The following is a 21590-nucleotide window of genomic DNA, read 5'->3' on the forward strand; positions in this document are numbered from 1 at the left end:
GCTACATATGACAAAAATCAAAATAAATAAATAGAAATATTCACTTTTTTTAGGTTTTTTACAAAAAACCGAAGGGTGTGTACGTTTTTTAACTCTTTATTGTTGGATGAAATATAAGAGAAAGCGTTAATCTTAAACACAAGCAAAGCTATGGAGTTTATAAAAGTAACGTATTGAGTTTTTACACCTATACAGAAGATGCGTGCAGTGAAAAAAATGGATATGTTTGGCAAAAAGCACATAAGCTTGAGCAAGGCAGCATGCGTCTGTATCAAGGTGAAGAGGGTCAGCTCTGCCCCATTCATCATAAAAACCAATACACAGTAGAAGGGTAGGGTTGGTATAGTAGTCCGCCTAAGAAAGTATACAATTTAAATACAGAGACCCATGTCTATTATGTTGGCCCCCCAAAATAAATCAAGTTTTGGTGCATGATACCAAGTGGATCAACAAGTAAAATGATTAAATTTCCAATCTATGCTTTTTTGGATATCAGAAAAGCATAGCTTAAAATAATGATTGTTGCATGCGCTAAACTTAAGTGCAATAGCTTCATCCAAATTGGACTTAAGTTTAATAAGGTGGCCCAACCAAAACTTAAGGCAACAATTAAATAACTTCCCAATACGGTAAACTTGTGTGAAGAAAACTGCTCTTGCTGTTTGAGCAACCATAAAAACGTTAGCACACAAAACACACTGGCCAGAACAGGATGCGATAAACGCAAACGGACTAACAAGGGGCTAGCTGAGTTGATGTCTGCAAGAAAGCCGGTGATTAAACTCATGCTGGGGTAAAGCGTTCCTGCCAAGGCGGCCAAAGCGCCGGTGAAAGCAACAGCAGCTAAGAATACCAGCAAAGGTCTGTAAACATGTTTTAGTTTTGGGTTGATCTGGTGCACAACGTGGCTATGGATGAAACTTAAAAAAATACACAAGGTCAAGGCCAAACTGTTGATTTGATGAAAGCCAATGGCCCAGGCTCTAAAAATTGAGGCATTGTTCCCAACAAGTTCCAACTTAACCAAAGCCGCACCGATCAAGGCTTCAGATAAAGTGAACAGTAACATAAAAAATAAACTTGTTCGGACGGGGTGTTTTTTGGGATAAAGCTTTCTACCCCATAAGAACAAAAACAAAGCCAGAATACCAAAAATACCGGTGGACAAACGATGCGACCACTCAATCCACTGAGCCATGTCAGCGGCTTGCGGGATAAATTGATCCTCACACAAAGGCCAAGACTTGCCACAGCCATCACCAGAAAAACTGATGCGCACCCAAGCGCCCCACAAAATCACCAAAAAATTGTAGATGAGGAAGAATACGATACTGGTGCAAAATCCTTTGCGTAAACGTTTTCCACGGTCAAGCGACATAGGCTTTTACTACAGAAACATGCTGTAAGCGGCAACAAAAATATAGTTAGGGCCATGCTTTATTGGATAAGGAAAGTCAATTGCCTAAGCAAAAATAAAAGTGATAGATAACAGATAGTGTTAAAACAAGTTCAATTTTTTACAGTTGATGGTGCATTGACTTGCCTTAGCTGTGCAATTTTCAAGCAGAGTCGTAAATGAGAAGTATAAATAAATACAAGCAGATAAGGTGAAAAATTTTGGCATCTTAATTGCTCCATTAAATCATCATGAAACATATACCTTTAGTTATTAATAAAACATTGCTTTTAACAGTGTCATTAACGGCGATGTTTTTCAGTGGCTGTTCCAGAGATTTAGATGGCGGGAGTTTTTTTGAAACCTTTGATAAGCCTGGAACAAGTGGTGTTAACCTTAGTGTTGGCAACGTTGTTGGTTTGGATGTACTTCTTGTATGGGAAGACAGCGCCGACAATCCAGAGCCCTACACTGTAGTTAACCTACCCGTCACATACGAAATACATATGGCCCAGGGCAGTGATATTAATTTTAGTGTTGTGAGTACTCAAAACGTGATGGATGTTAAAGAATATGTTTTTAGTTCATCAACTCCCAACTCTAGCTATCGTTTTAAAATTAAATCTTTATACAGTGATGGCAGCAGTGATTTTTCAAATATTGTTCATGCTCAAACACAGCAGTCGTCGGGAAGCTATTCTCCCAATGCGCCAACAGCCATTGCGTTAAACTTGGTGAATGGCTGTGACATACAATTTGATTTTCACGACAGTTCTCAAAATGAACATTCATTTGAAATTGAGCTAAAATTTAGAGAGTGGGATTGGGATTGTTGGCAAGATGATGATTGCTACTGGGAACCAAGAAGTAGAACACGCTTTTACAGTATGGATCTTAGTCCAGAACAAAAACTTAATATGGGATTACGCTCAATTATTCAAAGCATTCCGGGCAGAGTCAATCAAAACAATTCAGGTGACTTGGGTTATGCTCCTTCTGATTATCGGTTTCGTGTAAAAGCAATAAATGCTCAAGGAGAAAGTGAATACTCTGAGTGGTCTTACATGAATGATAGTCCACCAGAAAGTTGTTTTTAAAATCATCATGATAAACACACAGAAAACTTGAACAATTAAAGTCATTTTATAGTTTTAAGAATGTGCAAAAGCTTTCTGCGTATTTAAAAAACTTAAACTAAAGCTAGGTATTTTTTTATAGAGAGCAATAATATATCAACATCTTCTTGTTCATGAAAAATATGAAAAGAAGCGCGCACACCATCTAAATTATCTTCGTGGATATGACGTAAACGCAGATGAATGTTTTGATTGTTGATTTGAACTATGTTTATTTTTGAGTAGCATAAATCTTTACTGTCGAGCCAAGTAGTGTTGAGCCTGTCTTCAATGGCAAAGGTGACCATGGCACTGTAACTGCTAGCATCGGCATGGACAATATCATGAATATGAAAACGTGATTGCGATTGATTGTATTGCTTAAGGCCTTGTCTAAAATAATTAGACAAAGATAAAACTTTGCTTTGGATTCTGTCCACACCAATGCTTTCAAACAAATGAACAGCTTGAGCTAAGCCTGCAAACAGTTGCGTGTTTTGCGTGCCATAGGCATAGCGGTTAGCATTTTGAACAAGATCAATCTGCAGAGGTGAAAAACTTGCCAAAGAACAAGAATAGGCACCAACAAACTGTGCTTGAATAAAATTTTGGACATCATGGTGAACATAAAGAACGCCGGTACCTTTGGGTCCACATAGCCATTTATGTCCACTGGCAGCATAGGCATGACATTGATAAGATTTGACATCTATAGGCATCATACCAAGAGATTGTGCACCATCAATAAAGTAAAAAATCTTATGGGTTCTTGAGGTGTTTAGTTGACTAATTTTTACGCCAATGGCTTCTACAGGAAAACGGTAGCCATCAGATGCAATATGAGGGATACTTAAAATAACAGGACGATCAGGAAGTGCGTTGAGTTTATCAAAAATAAGGTCTGTACATTCGTTTTGGCTAAGTTTGTTACATGAAAAAGTAACAATATCCATATCACCATCTTTTTGTGAGCGATTCACCCAAGCAGCAACATTTCCCACATGTTCTTTTGTACTGGTGAGTAAAATATATTTTTTATTGGTTTTGGGTAAGCCCTTGCAAATAATATTAACCCCTTCGGTTGTGTTGCGGGTCAAAACAATCTCCTCGCTGCTGCAGTTGATGAACTGAGCCAGCGTTTTTTTATGATTTTCCCAGTCTCGACTTCCATCACTAGGAAGCTTTTGTTGACCGTCAACAAAATCACCATTGATCATTTTAACTGTGTTGCAGAGCTTTTCAATGACTTGATGTGAAGAGGGTCCAACGGTGGCGGTATTGAAGTAACGTATTTTTGGATTGCGTGTGTGTGGAAAAAGATTTTTTATATTTTGCCAAGCATGACCATTGCTATCAAAGTCATTGCTAAGGTTGATGTCTTGGGCAAATGCAGAAGGCAGAAGTTTTTTAAAATTGAATAAAGATAGGCCTAGAGTAGCCATAAAAGTTTGAATAAAATGCTTGCGACTTGTTTTTAACATGATGCGTTATATCTTTTTTCTGTCGCTTTGTAAACGTATTTTTTAATTCAACTTTGGGGTGGGGATTATAGCCCTTATTATTGAGCTTTGGGGAAAAAGCTTGCTACGCAAATAGTTTACAATAAAACCAAAGCCATGGGTTTATAAACATTAAGTGTATGAAATTATTTCTTTAATTTTGGAACATGTTTTGCATTTTATACTGATATGAAAGGATTGAATCTATTATGGCTGATGCTGTGTCTGACTTGCATGCATTGTGGCACAGTCAACATTGCTGCCAGTAATGGTGGGTCGGATCTTGGAGGAATTCAGCCCCCAGATGTACCCGGTATCCCTCCCTTAATACCATCGCCTACACCTAATCCAAATCCTTCTCCCACGCCAAGTCCTTCTCCGATATGTCCCAATTTTACCATGCCACCCATAGTTTCAGGCGGTATGCCTATAGCACTACAAAGAGATCAAGAGCCTTTTGCTTTGCCCCAAAACACGTTTTACAGTGAAGATGTTGCCTATGGCAGCCAACAAAGAACATGGATGGATGTATTTTTGCCTGAATCTTCTAATGCAACAGCCGTTATTGTTTATATTCATGGCGGTGGTTTTTCTGGCGGTGATAAAGACAGTGATGTTTTGGAAGATACAGCCAGCAGCCAAGCGTTTATTCAAGGTTTACTCAATCAAAATATTGCTTTTATTCGAGCCAATTATAGCTTTTTACAATCGCCCGATAACAGTGATGGCGTGTTTGGATCATTACAAGATATCAAACGCCTGATTCAGTTTATTCGTTACCATCATCAGGCATTGAACATCAATCCCGAAAAAATAGGCATGATTGGCCGGTCAGCAGGAGCTGGAGCAGCAACGTGGATGGCGCTGCACGATGACATGATGAACAGTAACAGCTCTGACCCAATAGAGCACATGCCAACACGCATACAAGCAGCCATAAGTTTACACGGCCAAGCCAGTTACGATTTAATGCAATGGGAAACGGTTTTTCCCGGTTTGGATATTGAGGTGCTGTACAACAGCAGTCTTGAGATTCAGCAAAGCATCCACGCGTTTTACACTATCAGTGATTTTTCACAGATCTTCAGTCAACCCACTTTGGGACAAAGACAGAGCTTAGATTTTTTAAGCATGACCGATGACTGCGATCCTCCTGTGCAATTGATCAATCTTAATCCAGACAATGGCATACCCACCAGCATTGGAGAATTAAACCATCATCCCAACCATGCTCAAGCCTTGTATAACCAGCTTATTGGCTCAGGGAATACAGCTGTTGAAGCCTTAATCCCAGCCTTCAATATTGAAGACCCTGTAGCCCTGCTAAGTCCATTGGACTTTTTTATACGTGAGTTGAACTAAAGTTTTTATAGCCCGATGCGTACTTGACCAAATCAGATATAGGTCCAATGCCATGGCATCTATATTAAGCTAAAAATTTATGGCAAAGCGTTTTGAACAAGTTAAAAGTGGTTTTTTTGTATATTTATGTCACTATGCAAAAATGAAACATGTCTTTTTATCCTTGATTCTATTTTATTCGAGTTTGCTTTTGGCCAACTTTAAACACAGCCATGCGCAGTGGACCGCTGTTTTGAAACAACACACAGAACAAAAAAATCAACAAGTGCTGGTCAACTACCAAGCCATAAAAAAAAATAGTGTCAAGCTCAATCAGTACTTAAAACAACTGGAAACATTGAGCAGCAAGGACTTTAAACAATTCAGTCAAAAACAAAAACTGGCTTTTTGGATCAACGCTTACAATGCCTACACTGTAAAATTAATTGTTGATCATTATCCGGTAAAATCCATCAAAGATATCAACTCCGGTTGGTTTAAAGGTGGACCCTGGAAGAAAAAATTCATCCCGTTGATGGGTAAAACCTACAGCTTGGACAACATTGAGCACGATATTATACGTCAAAACTTTACTGAAGCTAGAATTCACTTTGCCGTCAACTGTGCATCCATGGGCTGTCCCTCCTTGTTTCAACAAGCATTTACTGCAGAAAAGCTTGATGAGCAGTTGAGCCAAGCGGCCAAACACTTTTTAAGCAACCCCAATAAAAACCGTGTTAAAGACAGCAGCATGAAAATTTCTAAAATTTTCAAGTGGTACGGTGATGATTTTAAAAAACAATACGGCAGTTATCAGCAGTTTATTGTTGAAACGCTCAAACTTAAAAAGAAAAATTATTCCGTGGATTTTTTGGACTATGACTGGTCACTTAATGAAACAAGGTAAGATGATATGATAAAAAAAGTTGGTTTTAGAGTTAGCCTTGTTCTCGGCTTGGCAGCAGTTGTGTTGTTGGCTAAGTCTTTTGGACTTACGGATTACTTAAGTCTTAATTATATTAAAGAAAACTTGGATGCTTTTGCCAGCTATTATGAAAAGCATCAAATATTGAGTTTGCTATTGTTTTTTGTTGTGTATGTTGGGGTTACCGCTTTGTCTCTTCCCGGTGCCGCTGTAATGACTTTGCTGGCCGGGGCTTTGTTTGGATTTGTTGTTGGCACGGTGTTGGTGAGTTTTGCCAGCACATTGGGAGCCAGTCTGGCTTTTATTGTAGCTCGTTTTGTATTACGAGACAGTATTGAAAATAAGTTTTCTAAGCAGTTTAAAAAAATCAATGACGGCGTAAAAAAACAAGGCGCCTTTTATTTATTCAGTTTGCGTCTGGTTCCCATCATTCCTTTTTTTGTCATCAATGCTGTGATGGGTTTAAGCAAAATGAAACTATGGACCTTTTATTGGGTGAGCCAGGTAGGCATGTTGGCTGGAACCATGGTCTACGTTAATGCGGGCAAGCAATTGGCCAGTATAGACACTTTATCAGAGGTTTTGTCATTTAAAGTGTTGTTATCCTTTGCAGCTCTGGCTTTGTTGCCATGGTTGACCAAAGCCATGCTTAAAATAATCAAAACAAAAAAAATCTACAAAAACTACAGCAAACCCAAACACTTTGATTACAACATGGTGGTGATAGGCGCCGGCTCTGCCGGTTTGGTTACCGCTTATATAAGCGCAACCGTCAAAGCCAAAGTCGCCTTGATTGAAAAAAACAAGATGGGCGGGGATTGTTTGAACACCGGCTGTGTTCCCTCAAAAGCCATGATTAAAAGTGCAAAGCTGGCCCACCAAATGCAACATGCAAGCAGGTATGGGCTGGAAGACACCAAAGCTAAAATAGATTTTAAAAAAGTCATGCAGCGTGTGCATGAGGTCATTAAAAAAATTGAACCGCATGATTCGGTAGAACGCTACACAAACTTGGGCGTGGAATGCATCAAAGGTGAAGCCAAAATTATTTCTCCCTGGGAAGTTAAAGTCAACGGAAAAACTTTAACCACACGCAACATCACCATTGCCACCGGAGCCAGTCCTTTTGTGCCAGCGTTACCCGGGATGGATCAAATCACACCCTTAACTTCAGAAAACTTATGGCAGCTTGAAACATTGCCTAAAAAATTAATCGTCTTGGGCGGTGGTCCTATAGGCTGTGAAATGGCGCAAAGTTTTGCCCGTTTGGGCAGTCAAGTGACACAAGTGGAAATGATGGATAGGCTCATGGGGATTGAAGATAAAGCGGTCAGTGAGATTTTACAGCATCACTTTGAACAAGAAGACATTGAAGTACTCACGCAACACCAAGCGCAGGCGATAATTGTAAAAGACGGTAAAAACTATGTCCAGCTCAAATACAAAGATAAAACCATTGAAAAAGAGTTTGATGCCTTGCTTGTTGCTGTGGGGCGAAAAGCCAACATCAAGGGCTTTGGTTTAGATGATTTAGGCATTCAATTGAGAGACAACCAAAGCATTGAGGCCAATGCATACTTGCAAACCAATTACCCCAACATTTATGTCTGTGGGGATGTGACGGGACCTTATCAACTCACGCATACAGCGTCGCATCAAGCCTGGTACTGCGCAGTCAATGCATTGTTTGGCAAGTTTAAAAAGTACAAAGTTGATTATTCCGTGATTCCCTGGGCCACTTACACCGATCCAGAAATAGCCACTGTTGGTTTAAATGAGCAACAAGCAAAAAAACAAGGCATTGATTATACCTTAAGCACTTACAACATAGATGATCTGGATAGAGCCATTGCCGACAGTGAAAATCATGGCACTGTCAGGGTTTTAACCAAGCCGGGCAGTGATAAAGTCTTAGGCGCCACCATCGTTGGCCAACATGCTTCTGATCTCATTGTTGAGTTTGTTGCAGCCATGAAACATGGCTTTGGTTTGAATAAAATTTTATCCACCATTCATGTTTACCCCAGCATGGCAGAAGCCAATAAATTTGTTGCTGGCAACTGGAAAAGACAGCAAACCGGGGAACGTATTTTTAAATGGCTTAAAAAGTTTCATGCTTGGCAACGTTAAAGTTTTTGCAATTTAATGGCGCTCTGCTAGCTTTAAAAAATATGGATTTTAGCAAAGACCTTATTTATTTTGTTGTTCTGCTTAACCCATTTGCGCAAGCCATAGCACTGTGGGACCTTATGCAAGAGACGGGTTGGCGTGAGTTTTTATCTGTTTATGGTAAGGCCACGCTGTTGAGCTTTGGCGTTTATTTGCTGTTTATTATTTTTGGGGATTCTATTGTTGATAACGTTTTTCAGATTCGTTTATCCGCGCTAAAAATATTTGGTGGCATTATTATCATGACCATTGGTTTTAGAAACATCATGCTTGGGGTCAAAAACAATTTATTGCTCAACGCCAAAGTATCAGACTTGGCGCAAGAAATATCGCTGCCTTATATTATAGGACCTGCCACTTTATGGCTGAGTATTTTGATGGGCAAAGAGTATCCTTGGTATATGGGGGCTTCAGGCATTGGTAGTGTTATGTTGTGTAACTGGGCTTTGCTTGTTGTAGGGCATTATTTTTTCAGTAATCTGAAACGATCTAAGGAAACTTTAGTAGGAAAGTATCTTAGTGTATTGATGCGCACCACATCTCTGTTTATTGGTGCCATTGGCGTAGACATGGTCATGTCAGGTTTACAAGAGTTAATCACTGAGACAATAAAAACAAATATTTAGTATTTTTTGTTTAAAAACAACAGCTTAAAATGTTCTTAAAAAGAACAAACTTGCATGAATTTGTTAAACATGTTACGCAGCGCGTATGAAAAACAATGAGATTAAAACAAAAGCACTATTTTTTGTGATGATGCTAGGTTTAAGTGCGTTCGCACAACAGCCTAATATGTCAGAGATAGAGAATCATCAAAACAATTACCAATCAAAAAGTGGCCCATTAAACTATGATGCAAGCTATGTTTATACGGTTGAAGTTCCAGAAACAGAACATCAACAAGCGATGGCCGTAGATTTGAGCTTAAATTGCCAATGGAAAGTTACACAAAGCAATGCCTGCACCTTTGAAGATATGCAGATAAAAAAAATAATCACCGGTCACACACGGTACTGTCCGCAACACATTGAGTTTTATCATTCTGACTATGGAGAGTTTACAGCTCCGGTTCAACTGAGCAGAACACAACAAGGGCTTGAGTGTCTTATTCCCTTGCATGTTAGTCGTGGAAGCCTTGCCAATTATAACTTAAGTGAGTTTGGGGCACGGGCACGTTGCACACTTGAATTGCTCAGTAACAGTGATGTTGCAAGACTTTGGTTTTACCGTGTCCAGCCTAAAGAGCTGCAAGGTTCAAACCAGAGTAGACTAAAATTTTAATCTTTATTTATCAATGTACACAAGTTCTGTTGCGCCAAGGCCACAAAAGCATCCATAAAGCAATGCGTCTTGTACTGCTGATTGCATGTGGTATGCAATCGGCAAATAAAAAGTTCATTTGGAGAGTGTTTAATGAATCGTAATGTATTTTTCTTTAGTTCCGCCATTATTATTTTAATTACCATTTTAGGTGCATCTGCCGCAACAGAAGTTGGATCGTTCATTGGTCAGATCCAAGAGGGTGTGAGTAATAGTTTTGGTTGGTTGTACCTGGTGGGCATGACCAGCTTTTTGATATTTATGACCGGCATTGCGATGTCGCGTTTTGGCACGATTCGTTTGGGAGAGGACAACAGTCAACCAGAATTTAAGACTTTGTCTTGGTTGGCCATGCTGTTTAGTGCCGGCATGGGAATTGGTCTTTTGTTTTATGGTGTAGCGGAACCCATCATGCATTTTAATCGTCCAGCCCCTTTTGTTGATCATTTTGCAGCAGCCGATGCCCACAGATATGCCATGGCTTTAACCTTCTTTCATTGGGGTTTGCATCCTTGGGCATGTTACGCATTGGTAGGCTTGGGTTTGGCCTTTTTTGCTTATCGCAAGCACATGCCGCTTTCCATGCGCTCCGTTTTTTATCCTATATTTAAGGATAAAATCAAAGGGGTCACCGGTGATATCATTGATATTGTTGCCATTGTCAGTACTTTGTTTGGTGTGGCCACGTCTTTGGGCTTTGGGGCGTCACAGGTTAATGCCGGGCTCAGTTATTTATTTGGGATACCACAAAACCAGTTAATTCAAGCTTTAATTATTATAACCATTACCGGCTTTGCCACCATTTCTGTGGTCAGTGGCTTAAAAAAAGGTATCAAGCTTTTAAGTCAGGGCAACATGCTTTTGGCTTTTGGCTTATTATGTATTGTTCTTATTTTGGGTCCAACGGTCTATATTATCAATTCCTTGGTGGATAATATTGGTGCATACCTATCTGAGTTTTCTAGGCTTTCATTTAGGCTGTATACTCAAAATGAAGAAGCCAAAAGCTGGCAAACGGGCTGGACATTGATGTACTGGGCTTGGTGGATTGCCTGGTCACCCTTTGTGGGGATGTTTATTGCCAGAATTTCAAAAGGCAGGACCATTCGTCAATTTATTTTGGGAGTGATGGCCATTCCAACCTTGATGTCGTTTGTATGGTTTACGGTGTTTGGTAGCAGTGCCTTAAAATTTGAAATTGAACAGCCCGGTTCTTTATCTAAAGTGATTGATCAGAGCATTGTTGAAGCCTTGTTTGTATTTTTAGAAAACTATGCTTTTTCAGCCGGTTTGTCCTTGATTGCGGTGGTATCTATTATTTTGTTTTTTGTAACCTCATCAGACTCAGCTTCGTTGGTCATTGATACCATTGCCAGTGGCGGTAAAAAAAATCCGCCGGTAGCGCAAAAAGTCTACTGGGCCTGCCTTGAAGGTTTTGTTGCAGCGGTACTTTTATACTTTGGTGGCCTAAAAGCTCTGCAAACAGCCTCTTTGTTGGTGGCTTTGCCCTTATGTATTTTACTCATCATGTCCATGTACGGATTGTTAAAAGCATTTAGAACAGAACTTCCCAAAAAACCTGGTCATGGATGAACCGGGTTAAGGCTAGGACAAGTGTTTTTTAGATATTTTTTTGATCAATAGCTTTAACACGATCTGCATATAAAAACAGACAAACAAAATTATGCCTTGTTACAAAAATGAGTTTTTTAGCCTTATAAGTGTAGCAGTGTAACGAGCATATATGTACTTGTTGATCAGTACAACAAATTTAATCTTATAGTTAAGAGTATAAAAAATTTACATATCTATAAAATCTGGTTTAATTTGCACATGAAGCACAAAATCAATCAAACCAAACACGGTTATACACGTTACTTTAGTTTTCTTTTAATCAGTTCCTTCATGTTTTATGCATGTGGTGGACTGGAGTTGGGCTCATCCAGTATTTTTGGCTGGGTTCACCCATCCAGTAATGAAGCCTCTATCAACCCAGCTGGCTCAGAGGGTCAAAACCCTAAGATTGCCTTTAATAACAATAATGAGGGTAGCCTGGTTTGGGAACAGGAAGATGGCTCTGGAGATAACCAGGCCTTTATCAGTTTTTATAAAAATGGAGTTTGGACCCACCCAAGTGATTTATCAGACAACATTAGCTTAGATGGAGAAAATATAGAGCAAGTTGTTCATGCCATGGACGATGATGGAAACATCATTGTTGCAATGACTCAATACAATGGATCTGAAAATCAAGTGTATCTAAGTGAATACCGTGATGGTACCTGGACCTATCCAGCAGACTTGATGGATAGCATCAGTGTTGCGGCGGGTACAGCTGCCTATGATGTGGAAGTGGCCATGAACAACAACGGAGAAGCTGTGGTTGTTTGGGTCCAGTACGATGGTACAGCCGATGATAACATCTATTTAAGTGAGTATCGCAATGGTTCTTGGATGCATCCAGCGGACCTAGATGATCACATCAATCCCGATGGTGGCTTTGCCTACGATGTAGAAGTAGAGATGAATGATCAAGGTGTTGTATTGGTCACCTGGGTACAGTATGACCCTGTCGCAGACAATGACAATGTATATTTAAGCGAGTATCGCAATGGTTCTTGGACGCATCCAGCAGACTTGGATGATCATATCAGTCCTGATGGAGAGAATGCAGTTGACCCAGAGCTTGATATTAATAGTAAAGGCGATGCCATTGTTGTTTGGTCACAACACGTGGATGGTGTGATTGACGATCAAGTCTTTATGAGCCATTATAAAAATGGCAGTTGGACGCATCCAGCAGATTTAACAGATTACATAAGCCCGGGTGAAACGGACGCTGATGATCCGGAGGTTGCTTTAGACAATAAAGGCAATGCCATTATCACCTGGAACCAAGACAATGGTAGTCAAGATCATATCTACATGAGTGAGTATCGCAATGGCACTTGGACGCATCCAGCAGATATAGATGACCATATCAGTCCATCTACCACCAACAGCGTTGATAGTGGTGCCGATGATGCCATTGTACAGATGGATGACAAAGGTGAAGCCATTATTGTTTGGGAGCAAGAATACGATGATGAAGATGATCGCGTTTATATGAGCGAATACCGTGATGGTCAATGGATACATCCAAAAGATATTGATGATCACATCAGTCCTGGCACGAGCATAGCTCAAGACCCAAAACCCGTCATGCTCAAAAACGGTAAAGCCTTCATTACTTGGGAGCAAGAAGATGATTTGGAAGACGATCAAATTTTCTTGAGCACCTATGAAGTTCAACAGGTGTTGTAAAACAGCTTAAACTGATTTTAAGCCTCAATAAAAAAGCTCCTTATTTTTTATAAAAAGATAGGGAGTTTTTTTTAATCGTTTGATACTCAGTTTATAGAACAGCAGTCATACGCTGGTCAACATAATGATGAAGTTTTGTATGTACTATTATGAGTATTAGGTTTATTTAAATTACTTTGCGGTAGATTAAGAAATGTATAAAACAACAAAACAAGATGTGCTTAAATCATTTTTTTAAGTTTTTTTAAACTCCTGGATTGTTCATCCACTTCTTTGGATAAACTGTTACACACCAAATCACACAACTGAAAAACCATTTTATCAGCTATTGAATAGTAGACAGAGACGCCATGCTTTTCTTTCTTAACATAACCAGCTTGTTCAAGCATTTTGAGATGTTTGCTGACATTGGGTTGACTACAGTTAAGCTCGGTATGAAGATCCGTAACATTCATTTCACCACTCATCAGCAATTGTACAATAGCAAGACGTAAAGGTTCAGATAAAATTTTAAACTTTTGGGCCACTAGATCCAAAACTTCTTCAGACATGGGAGGTTTTTTATTGCGTTTGTTTTTCATTTGTAATATATTCTTATTTAGTTATATAATAATATTATTATAACATAGAAAAAAATGAAAGCAATCTATGAGTGAGAGTAAAAAGATGAATGTAGACTATATCAGCGTAAAAGATCTTAAAAGCATTGTTGAAAAACATGGCGCTGATAATGTTATTGATATCAGAGAAAGTATTGAGTTGGCTCTAGAAAAATTTCCGGGTAGTCAACATATTCCCTTGTCCAGTTTTGAGCAGAACATTTCTCAACACAAAAAAAACAAAGAAGCCTACATTTTTTGTCGTTCAGGAGCCCGCGCCAAAACAGCGGCCTACAAAATGGCCAATAGGGGCTTTAAAAAAGTGTATATTGTAGATGGAGGCATAGAGGCTTGGAAAAGAGCTGGATTTAAAGTAGAAAAAGGAGAAGGGCTTTTTAAGATGATGCCCAAACGTTTTATCATAGGCCTACTAACCCTTATAGCATTAGCAGCCTATTTTTTAAGATCATAAAGGAGAAAGACATGCAGCACCATGAAGTAAAACATTTTTTTGACCCAGAAACTTGGACCTTAAGCTATGTTGTTTATGACCAAAATAGCAAAGACGCTGTTTTGATTGACCCTGTCTTAAACTATGACCCAGCATCATCCAAATACAGTGATGAATCGATCAAAGAAGTCATGGACTTTATTAAGACAGAGGCGCTCAATGTTCATTATATTATGGATACACATGCGCACGCGGATCATGTGACCGGCATGAAAGAAATAAAAAGCTATTTACCCAAAGCCAAAACCGTTATTGGAAAACACATTGCTTTGGTACAAGACGTATTTAAAGATATTTTTAATCTTAAAGACGTGTCACCAGCAGAACAAATTTTTGATGTCTTGGCAGATGAGGGTCAGGACTTGCAAGCAGGAACCTTAACCATCAAAACCATCTTTACCCCAGGACATACCCCGGCCTGTGCATCCTATTTGATTGGCGATGCAGTGTTTACCGGAGATGCCTTATTTATGCCAGATTTTGGAACCGGGCGCTGTGATTTTCCTAAAGGCAGTGCTGAGGATTTGTATCACTCTGTCCATGATAAGCTGTATGCCTTACCTGATGAAACAAGAGTATTCACTGGCCATGATTATATGCCAGGAGGAAGAGCCTTAAAGTTTGAATCCAGCATTAAAGAAGAAAAAGAAAACAATATTCAACTAAAAGCAAGCACAAGCAAGGAAGAGTTTATTGCCTTTCGGACGGAACGAGATAAACAGCTTAAAGCACCAAGGTTGTTGCTGCCAAGCATCCAGCTGAATATTAGGGCAGGAAACTTCCCTAAAGCAGAAGATAATGGCGTCAGTTATATCAAGATGCCTTTACTAAAAAAATAAATACTTTGTAGAAGTTCTAGGGCGTGTTGACATTTCAAACAGACTAAAAGTGAATGAACTCGCAAAGGTGCTTAGACAAGCCTTTTGCCTTCTGCAAAAAGTGCCAGGCACATTTGCTACATTATACAGGTATCTTAATATTTTCAAATAGTTATAGCTAAATTGTCAACATGCTCTAATAGTCATTCAAATAAAAGTGATGGATAAAAATCGGGGACAGGCATCAGCGACGCATGCCCCCCCCCCCTTTTTCTTTATCCCGCAAATTAAATCATGACAGCATGAGCCGCAATAGCTTGTGTCTTGGGTAAAACAATGCTTAAAATAACAGGACGATGTTGGCCGATGCCTACAATTTTATCCTCAGCAATACAAAAATTGCCTTACCCTATATCAGTTTTATTTTTTATCTGACGCTTTCTATTTTGGTGAGTCTGCATATCTTGTTGCGCAGACAAGAAAATAAAACAGCCTTGGCATGGTTGGCCCTGGTTTGGTTGTCTCCGTTTTTTGGATCATTATTGTACATGGCCTTTGGTATCAATCGGGTATGGCGCAAAACCAAATTGCTTAAATCGCCCGCGATTAAAAAAGTTATTGAGCAGCTCTATCAGACAGACATTGCTCAAGAATTAAATATTCCAGACAACTTAGAAAGCCTGGCCAACACCCATTCAAGAATCAGCTCTTTTCCTTTAAGTGCAGGCAATCAAATTAAACCTTTGATCAATGGGGAACAAGCCTATGCGCCTATGCTTGAAGCCATCAAGCAAGCCAAGCATAGCGTTAGCATGTGCAGTTATATTTTTGATGATGATGCTATCGGTAAAAAATTTGCTCAAGCCTTGATTGAAGCGAGTAAAAGAGGCGTAGAAGTATGTTTATTAATTGATGCCGTAGGTTTAAGGTATTCTTTTCCTTCTATTCTTCATCGATTCAAGCACAGTCAAGTCAAAGCCAAACGATTTTTACCGACCTTTGTTCCTTGGAAAATGCCCTACATTAACTTGCGCAATCATAGAAAAACTTTGATTATTGATGGTGAAAAAGGGTTCACAGGAGGTATGAATATCAGGCTAGGGCATTGTCTTGAAGGGAGGCATAAGCATAAAATTCAAGATGTTCATTTCTTTGTAGAGGGGCCCATCATCAAACAAATGCAAGTTGTGTTTGTAATGGATTGGTTGTACAGCAGTGGTGAAACACTGACGGGTAAAAAATGGTTTCCAAATCTTAAAGATGCTGGAAATAGTATGATGCGCAGTATTTTAGATGGTCCTGATGAAGATATCAATACCTTAAAAATGATTTTGATTAGCGCAATCAGCCAAGCCAAAAAAAGCATTAGCATCGTAAGCCCATACTTTTTACCCAATGTTACTTTGATCAATGTTTTGAAAGTTGCACAGCAAAGAGGTGTTAAAATTAACATTGTTGTCCCAGAAGAAAACAACCTAAAACTGGTTCATTGGGCCAGTCAAAAAATTTTAGAAGAAATGGTAAAGATGGGTTGTCATGTTTATTCAAGTAAGCCGCCGTTTGATCATAGCAAGTTGATGTTGGTTGATGATGCATGGGCTTTTATAGGATCAGCCAACTGGGATTCTAGAAGTCTGCGTTTAAATTTTGAATTCAATTTAGAAGTCTATGATCAGAATTTTTCACAAGAGATAAAAAAAATAATTGATCAAAAAATTGAGCAAGGTAGAAAATTAAAACGGCATGATTTTTTAGATATCAACCTTCTTAAGCAACTTAAAATAGGTTTGGCTAGATTGTTTATCCCCTATCTTTAAATAATAAAACAATGCTTAAAATTTTTATTGACTAGTGTGTTAATAATGAATATAAAATATATAACTTGATAAGAATATTACTATATAGTAATATATAAAGTTGAATAGAAAGGATTTGTTATGAATGTTGATCGTTTTGTGTTTGCTTTTGCAGGGTTTATGATTTTACTCAGTTTGGCCTTAGGCTATTTTGTCAGTGAGTATTTTTTTCTATTTACGGCCTTTGTCGGGTTAAACATGTTTCAAGCAGCATTCACCGGATTTTGCCCCCTGGCCATGATTCTTAAGAAATTAGGACTGCCCGCGGGTAAGGCATTTTAAAAACCCATAAAAATAAATTTCAATTCATAGAAAAAGAACACCCAAAGGACAACATGAACTTAATGAATAAAATATCAAACTTTGCAATCAAACATCCCAAAAGCTTTATGGCTGGGGTTGTATCTTTGGTTACCTTGACCATTGCCTTGGTTGCATTGCCTAGTGTTTCACAAAAAGCCAGTGAGTATTTAAATACAATCCATATTGATACAGATCCAGAAAACATGCTTTCAAAGGATGAGCCGGTTCGTGTTTTTCATAATGATATGAAAAAAGAGTTTGGCTTATATGACATGGTGGTGGTGGGTGTTATTAATGATACGCATCCGCAAGGCGTATTCAATGTGGAAACCTTAGGTCATGTTTTTGAGTTGACCCAATTTATTGAACAAATCCAATGGGAAGAAGGCGGCCAACAAAAGGGTGTTATCGGTGTTGACGTGATTGCACCCTCAACCGTAGATAATATAGAGCAAGGGGGCTTAGGAACGGTTCGTTTTGAATGGCTTATGGAACAAGCCCCACAAACAGAAGAAGAAGCGCTAGCCATTGCCAATAAAGCCAAGAGAATCCCTTTTTTACAAGACACCTTAATATCAACAGATCATAAAGCTTTGGCGATTTACGTGCCTATCAGTTCAAAAGATGTGAGTTATGAAGTAGCGCAAAAAATCCAAGAAAAAATTGATAGCATCAAAAAAGAAGAAACCTATCACATCACTGGTTTGCCCATTGCCCAAGATCAGTTTGGTGTAGAAATGTTCAAACAAATGGCAGTGTCGGCACCCTTGGCCATGGCCTTAATTTTTCTTTTGATGTGGTTTTTCTTTAGAAGTGTGGGCTTGATTATTGCGCCGATGATTGTTGCCATGGTTTCAGTCATTTTTACCATGGGGGCCTTGGTTATTTCAGGAAATACCATTCACATCATGAGTTCCATGATTCCAATTTTCATTATGCCTATTGCAGTACTCGATGCCGTGCATATTTTATCTGACTTTTTTGATCGCTACCCACGGCACAAAGATTGCCACTTAACCATTCAAGAAGTGATGGCAGACTTGCACTCTCCCATGTTATTTACCTCATTGACCACTGCGGCTGGTTTCTTCTCCTTGGCGTTCACACCCATTCCACCGGTGCAGGTTTTTGGTGTTTTTATTGGGATTGGCGTTTTGCTGGCCTGGTTTTTAACAGTGACATTGGTGCCAGCTTACATTGTACTCTTACCAAAAAAATCTTTGGAAAATTTTGGTAAACAACATTGTGAAGTTGAAACAACGCAAGGTCAAGAACAGGTAGCATCGGCTCATTTGATTGATAGACTATTGAGCAAACTAGGAAACGTTAGCTATCAACGCGCCAAGTTGATTGTTGTTCTTACGATTGCCTTGGTTGGTGTGGCCTATATGGGTATACAAAAAATCCAAATCAATGATAACCCAGTCAATTGGTTTGAACCCAGCCATCCTATTCGTGTTGCCGATAAAGCGTTAAATGAAAAGTTTGCTGGAACCTACATGGCGTATTTAACCTTGGTTCCACAAGAGGCCATGCAATACAAGTTCAAACAAGATGCTTTTGATCAACTGAATGAACAAGTTAAAGCCGATATGCTGGCCTATTTAACAGACAAACATTGGCTTAATGAATCAATTGATTTGGCACAGCTTAAAACCATCCGAGATTATGTTTTTATCCAGCAAGATGCGCAAGATGATGACGTCCTTTGGGAAGCTTGGGATCAAGCAGGGATGCTTGTGGATGCAAAAATGCAGGAAGCGCAAATTTTCAAACGCCCAGATGTTTTGGCTTTTATTGAAAAGCTGCAAGCCCACCTACAAACAACAGGGATAGTCGGTAAAAGCAATGCTTTGCCTGACGTGGTTAAAACCGTGCATAGAGAATTGTTTTTAGGAAAAGATGAAGCCTTTAGAGTTCCTGATAGCAGTTCTGCGGTAGCACAAACTTTGATCACCTATCAAGGGGGACACCGGCCGCAAGACTTATGGCATTTTGTAACGCCAAGTTATGACAAAAGTAATATCTGGATACAGTTGAACAGTGGTGACAATAAAGACATGCAAGCCTTGGTGGCCTCAATAGATGAGTTTATGCAAAACAATGATGCGCCCATTGCGCTTAGGCATCAATGGTTTGGTCTAACCTACATCAATGTTATCTGGCAGCAAAAAATGGTGGCTGGGATGCTAGAATCTTTTGGCGGCAGTTTTATCATTGTGTTGTTGATGATGATCTTTTTGTTTCGATCTGTGTGGTGGGGCATTTTATCGATGATCCCATTGACAGTGTCTATTGCATTTATCTACGGAATAATTGGGTTTATTGGCAAAGACTATGACATGCCTGTTGCGGTACTGTCGTCCTTGAGTTTAGGTTTGGCCGTGGACTATGCCATACACTTTTTGGCCCGCAGTCGACAGATCAGAAAGCAGCATAAAAGCTGGAAGGCAGCGCTAGAAGAAATTTATGAAGAGCCTGCGCGCGCCATCTTAAGAAATGTGATCGTGATTGGTATTGGCTTTACGCCTTTACTGATGGCGCCTTTAATTCCGTATCAAACGGTGGGTGTTTTTATCTCAGCCATTTTACTTTTGGCAGGAGGGGCATCATTGATCATTTTACCGGCAGTTATCACTGCTGCAAAAAATATTTTATTTAAAAATTCAGAACAACAAGGAGCATAAAGTGAAAACAAGATTTAAATTATTAACAACAGTAGGAGCTTTTTTAATCAGTGGTTTCTTTCTTCCGGCAGCGCAAGCGCAGGAAGCAGCAAAAAAACCAAGTATTAATGTAGAAGACTTGGTGAAAAAGGCCAGTCATGCTGCCTATTATAATGGTAAAGATGGAACGGCTAAAGTGGAGATGATCATCAAAGATGGTCAAGGCAGAGAAAGAATTAGAAAGTTCACCATTCTTAGAAAAGATATTGATGATAAAAACGATGGTGCACAAAAATTTTATATATCCTTTTCATATCCATCTGATGTACAAAAAATGTCTTTCTTGGTTTGGAAAAATATCAATAAAGCCGATGATCGTTGGATGTACTTGCCTGCCTTAGATTTGGTAAAACCTATTTCTGCCAGTGATGAGCGAACCAGCTTTGTAGGTTCAGATTTTTTCTATGAAGATGTATCAGGCCGTATTCCAACAGAAGACAGACACACCTTACTTGAAGAAAGCAAACAATATTATGTGCTTAAAAGTGAACCTAAAGATGCCTCTAAGGTAGAATTTTCTTATTACAAAAACTGGATTCATAAAGACACTTTTATCCCGGTTAAAACAGAGTTCTACAACAAGGCCAACAAGTTGTATCGAAGCTATGAAGCAAGCAAAGTGGGTAAGGTGGGGCAGTACAATACGGTCTTGGAATCAAAAATGACAGACCATGTGAAAGGCGGATATACCATTATTAAATATTCTGCTGTTGCCTATGATAAAGCTTTACCCGAAAGTATTTTTTCAGAACGCTATTTAAGAACCCCACCCAGAAAATATATGAAATAAAAAGATTGGATTTCTCTAGGCCAAATGCGCCTAGAGAAATTTTTTGGAGATACGCATCATGAAACTTAAAACTCATTTTTTAATGTTATTTGTAGCATTTCATATGGCAGCGTGGGCACAAGATCCACCGTTACCCACAGGTCTGGGCGAGGAAAGCAGTCCTCCATCTGAAGAGCCACAGTTGCCTTCTGGATTAGATGGCAATCAAGCAGAAAAAATTAAAGAAAAAAAATATTGGAAAGATCAATTGCCGTTTACGCTCAATGGTTTTACGGAAACAAGAGGGGGGCTGCGCTTACACAATGATCCGCATCAAAAAGATATGTCTTTAGCAGAAGCTCGTTTGCATTCAGAGATTTCAAAAAGCTGGGACAGGGTTTCATTGAATCTTGCTTCTGATTTTTTATACGATGCTGTGATTGAGAGTGATGATTTTAATTTAGAGGATGGTCAATCATGGTTTGATTTGAGAGAAGCCAACTTGGTGTTAAGACCGTTAAGTTTTTTGGATTTAAAATTGGGCAGACAAATTTTAACTTGGGGAACAGGAGATTTACTGTTCATCAATGACCTTTTTCCTAAAGATTGGAACTCCTTTTTTATAGGGCGTGACTTGGCTTATTTAAAAGCACCATCTGATGCTATCAAAGCCTCATTTTTTAGTCCGCTGGCCAATTTGGATGTGGTGTATACGCCACAATTTGATAGTGATCGTTACATTGATGGGCAAAGGATATCGTATTTTTCACAAAATCAACAAAGTGTTGTCGGTCGCAATGATCCGGTGTTGGTTAATCAACCCAATGCTTGGTTTGAAGACGATGAATGGGCCTTGCGACTGTACCGGCAAATCAAAGCTCATAGCGTTGCCCTCTACTATTATAATGGTTTTTGGAAAAGCCCCAGTGGTTTTAGTTTA

The 21590-nt window shown here is 39.2% G+C and carries 19 protein-coding genes; 16 read left to right on the plus strand and 3 right to left on the minus strand.

Annotation, left to right across the window (positions count from 1 at the left end; genetic code table 11):
- Positions 1 to 173: 173 nt before the first annotated feature.
- The gene (locus MRY82_10645) at positions 174 to 335 is read left to right on the plus strand and encodes a hypothetical protein (GenBank protein ID MCI5073378.1); all 162 of its coding nucleotides are present in this window, start codon (positions 174 to 176) and stop codon (positions 333 to 335) included.
- 140 nt (positions 336 to 475) lie between these two features.
- Here the strand turns inward: MRY82_10645 and MRY82_10650 are convergent, their stop codons facing one another.
- Complete coding sequence (locus MRY82_10650) at positions 476 to 1378, minus strand: COX15/CtaA family protein (protein ID MCI5073379.1); 903 nt, start codon at positions 1376 to 1378, stop codon at positions 476 to 478.
- A gap of 269 nt (positions 1379 to 1647) precedes the next feature.
- On the opposite strand from MRY82_10650, the gene MRY82_10655 reads away from it, so the two are divergent.
- A complete protein-coding gene (locus MRY82_10655) occupies positions 1648 to 2493 on the plus strand; it encodes a fibronectin type III domain-containing protein (protein ID MCI5073380.1) in 846 nt (281 codons plus the stop codon).
- 92 nt (positions 2494 to 2585) lie between these two features.
- Here the strand turns inward: MRY82_10655 and MRY82_10660 are convergent, their stop codons facing one another.
- Entirely contained in the window at positions 2586 to 3992 is a 1407-nt protein-coding gene (locus MRY82_10660; protein MCI5073381.1) for an aminotransferase class V-fold PLP-dependent enzyme, read from the minus strand.
- Positions 3993 to 4199: 207 nt separating this feature from the next.
- On the opposite strand from MRY82_10660, the gene MRY82_10665 reads away from it, so the two are divergent.
- From MRY82_10665 to MRY82_10695, 7 genes are all read left to right on the plus strand, one after another.
- Positions 4200 to 5372, plus strand: coding sequence for a carboxylesterase family protein (locus tag MRY82_10665; GenBank protein ID MCI5073382.1), 1173 nt, complete (start codon positions 4200 to 4202; stop codon positions 5370 to 5372).
- A 79-nt stretch (positions 5373 to 5451) separates the two neighbouring features.
- Positions 5452 to 6258 (plus strand): DUF547 domain-containing protein, encoded by an 807-nt coding sequence (locus MRY82_10670; GenBank protein ID MCI5073383.1) that lies wholly within the window; start codon positions 5452 to 5454, stop codon positions 6256 to 6258.
- Between the two features lie 6 nt (positions 6259 to 6264).
- A complete protein-coding gene (lpdA, locus tag MRY82_10675; GenBank protein ID MCI5073384.1) occupies positions 6265 to 8406 on the plus strand; it encodes a dihydrolipoyl dehydrogenase in 2142 nt (713 codons plus the stop codon).
- A gap of 41 nt (positions 8407 to 8447) precedes the next feature.
- A complete protein-coding gene (locus MRY82_10680; GenBank protein MCI5073385.1) occupies positions 8448 to 9071 on the plus strand; it encodes a MarC family protein in 624 nt (207 codons plus the stop codon).
- 166 nt (positions 9072 to 9237) lie between these two features.
- A complete protein-coding gene (locus tag MRY82_10685; GenBank protein MCI5073386.1) occupies positions 9238 to 9726 on the plus strand; it encodes a hypothetical protein in 489 nt (162 codons plus the stop codon).
- A 132-nt stretch (positions 9727 to 9858) separates the two neighbouring features.
- On the plus strand, positions 9859 to 11358 hold the full coding sequence (locus MRY82_10690; GenBank protein MCI5073387.1) for a BCCT family transporter: 1500 nt from the start codon (positions 9859 to 9861) through the stop codon (positions 11356 to 11358).
- 240 nt (positions 11359 to 11598) lie between these two features.
- Positions 11599 to 13068 carry a hypothetical protein gene (locus tag MRY82_10695; GenBank protein ID MCI5073388.1) on the plus strand — a complete coding sequence of 490 codons (1470 nt, stop codon included), beginning with the start codon at positions 11599 to 11601 and terminating at the stop codon, positions 13066 to 13068.
- Positions 13069 to 13289: 221 nt separating this feature from the next.
- Here the strand turns inward: MRY82_10695 and MRY82_10700 are convergent, their stop codons facing one another.
- Positions 13290 to 13649 carry a metalloregulator ArsR/SmtB family transcription factor gene (locus tag MRY82_10700; GenBank protein ID MCI5073389.1) on the minus strand — a complete coding sequence of 120 codons (360 nt, stop codon included), beginning with the start codon at positions 13647 to 13649 and terminating at the stop codon, positions 13290 to 13292.
- A gap of 67 nt (positions 13650 to 13716) precedes the next feature.
- Here MRY82_10700 and MRY82_10705 point away from each other — a divergent pair, with 67 nt between their 5' ends.
- The 7 genes from MRY82_10705 to MRY82_10735 form a co-directional block, all read left to right on the plus strand.
- Positions 13717 to 14139, plus strand: coding sequence for a rhodanese-like domain-containing protein (locus MRY82_10705; GenBank protein ID MCI5073390.1), 423 nt, complete (start codon positions 13717 to 13719; stop codon positions 14137 to 14139).
- Between the two features lie 11 nt (positions 14140 to 14150).
- On the plus strand, positions 14151 to 15017 hold the full coding sequence (locus MRY82_10710; GenBank protein ID MCI5073391.1) for an MBL fold metallo-hydrolase: 867 nt from the start codon (positions 14151 to 14153) through the stop codon (positions 15015 to 15017).
- A gap of 335 nt (positions 15018 to 15352) precedes the next feature.
- Complete coding sequence (gene cls / locus MRY82_10715) at positions 15353 to 16813, plus strand: cardiolipin synthase (protein ID MCI5073392.1); 1461 nt, start codon at positions 15353 to 15355, stop codon at positions 16811 to 16813.
- 120 nt (positions 16814 to 16933) lie between these two features.
- Positions 16934 to 17134: a DUF2892 domain-containing protein gene (locus tag MRY82_10720; protein ID MCI5073393.1), complete on the plus strand. Its 201-nt coding sequence runs from the start codon at positions 16934 to 16936 to the stop codon at positions 17132 to 17134.
- A gap of 62 nt (positions 17135 to 17196) precedes the next feature.
- On the plus strand, positions 17197 to 19842 hold the full coding sequence (locus MRY82_10725; protein ID MCI5073394.1) for an MMPL family transporter: 2646 nt from the start codon (positions 17197 to 17199) through the stop codon (positions 19840 to 19842).
- Between the two features lies 1 nt (position 19843).
- Entirely contained in the window at positions 19844 to 20671 is an 828-nt protein-coding gene (locus MRY82_10730; protein ID MCI5073395.1) for an outer membrane lipoprotein-sorting protein, read from the plus strand.
- Between the two features lie 58 nt (positions 20672 to 20729).
- Positions 20730 to 21590 (plus strand): hypothetical protein (locus tag MRY82_10735; protein MCI5073396.1); only part of this gene is annotated, 861 nt, incomplete at its 3' end.

It is taken from the genome of bacterium (assembly GCA_022763185.1).
Taxonomy (GTDB): Bacteria; Bdellovibrionota_G; JALEGL01; order JALEGL01; family JALEGL01; genus JALEGL01.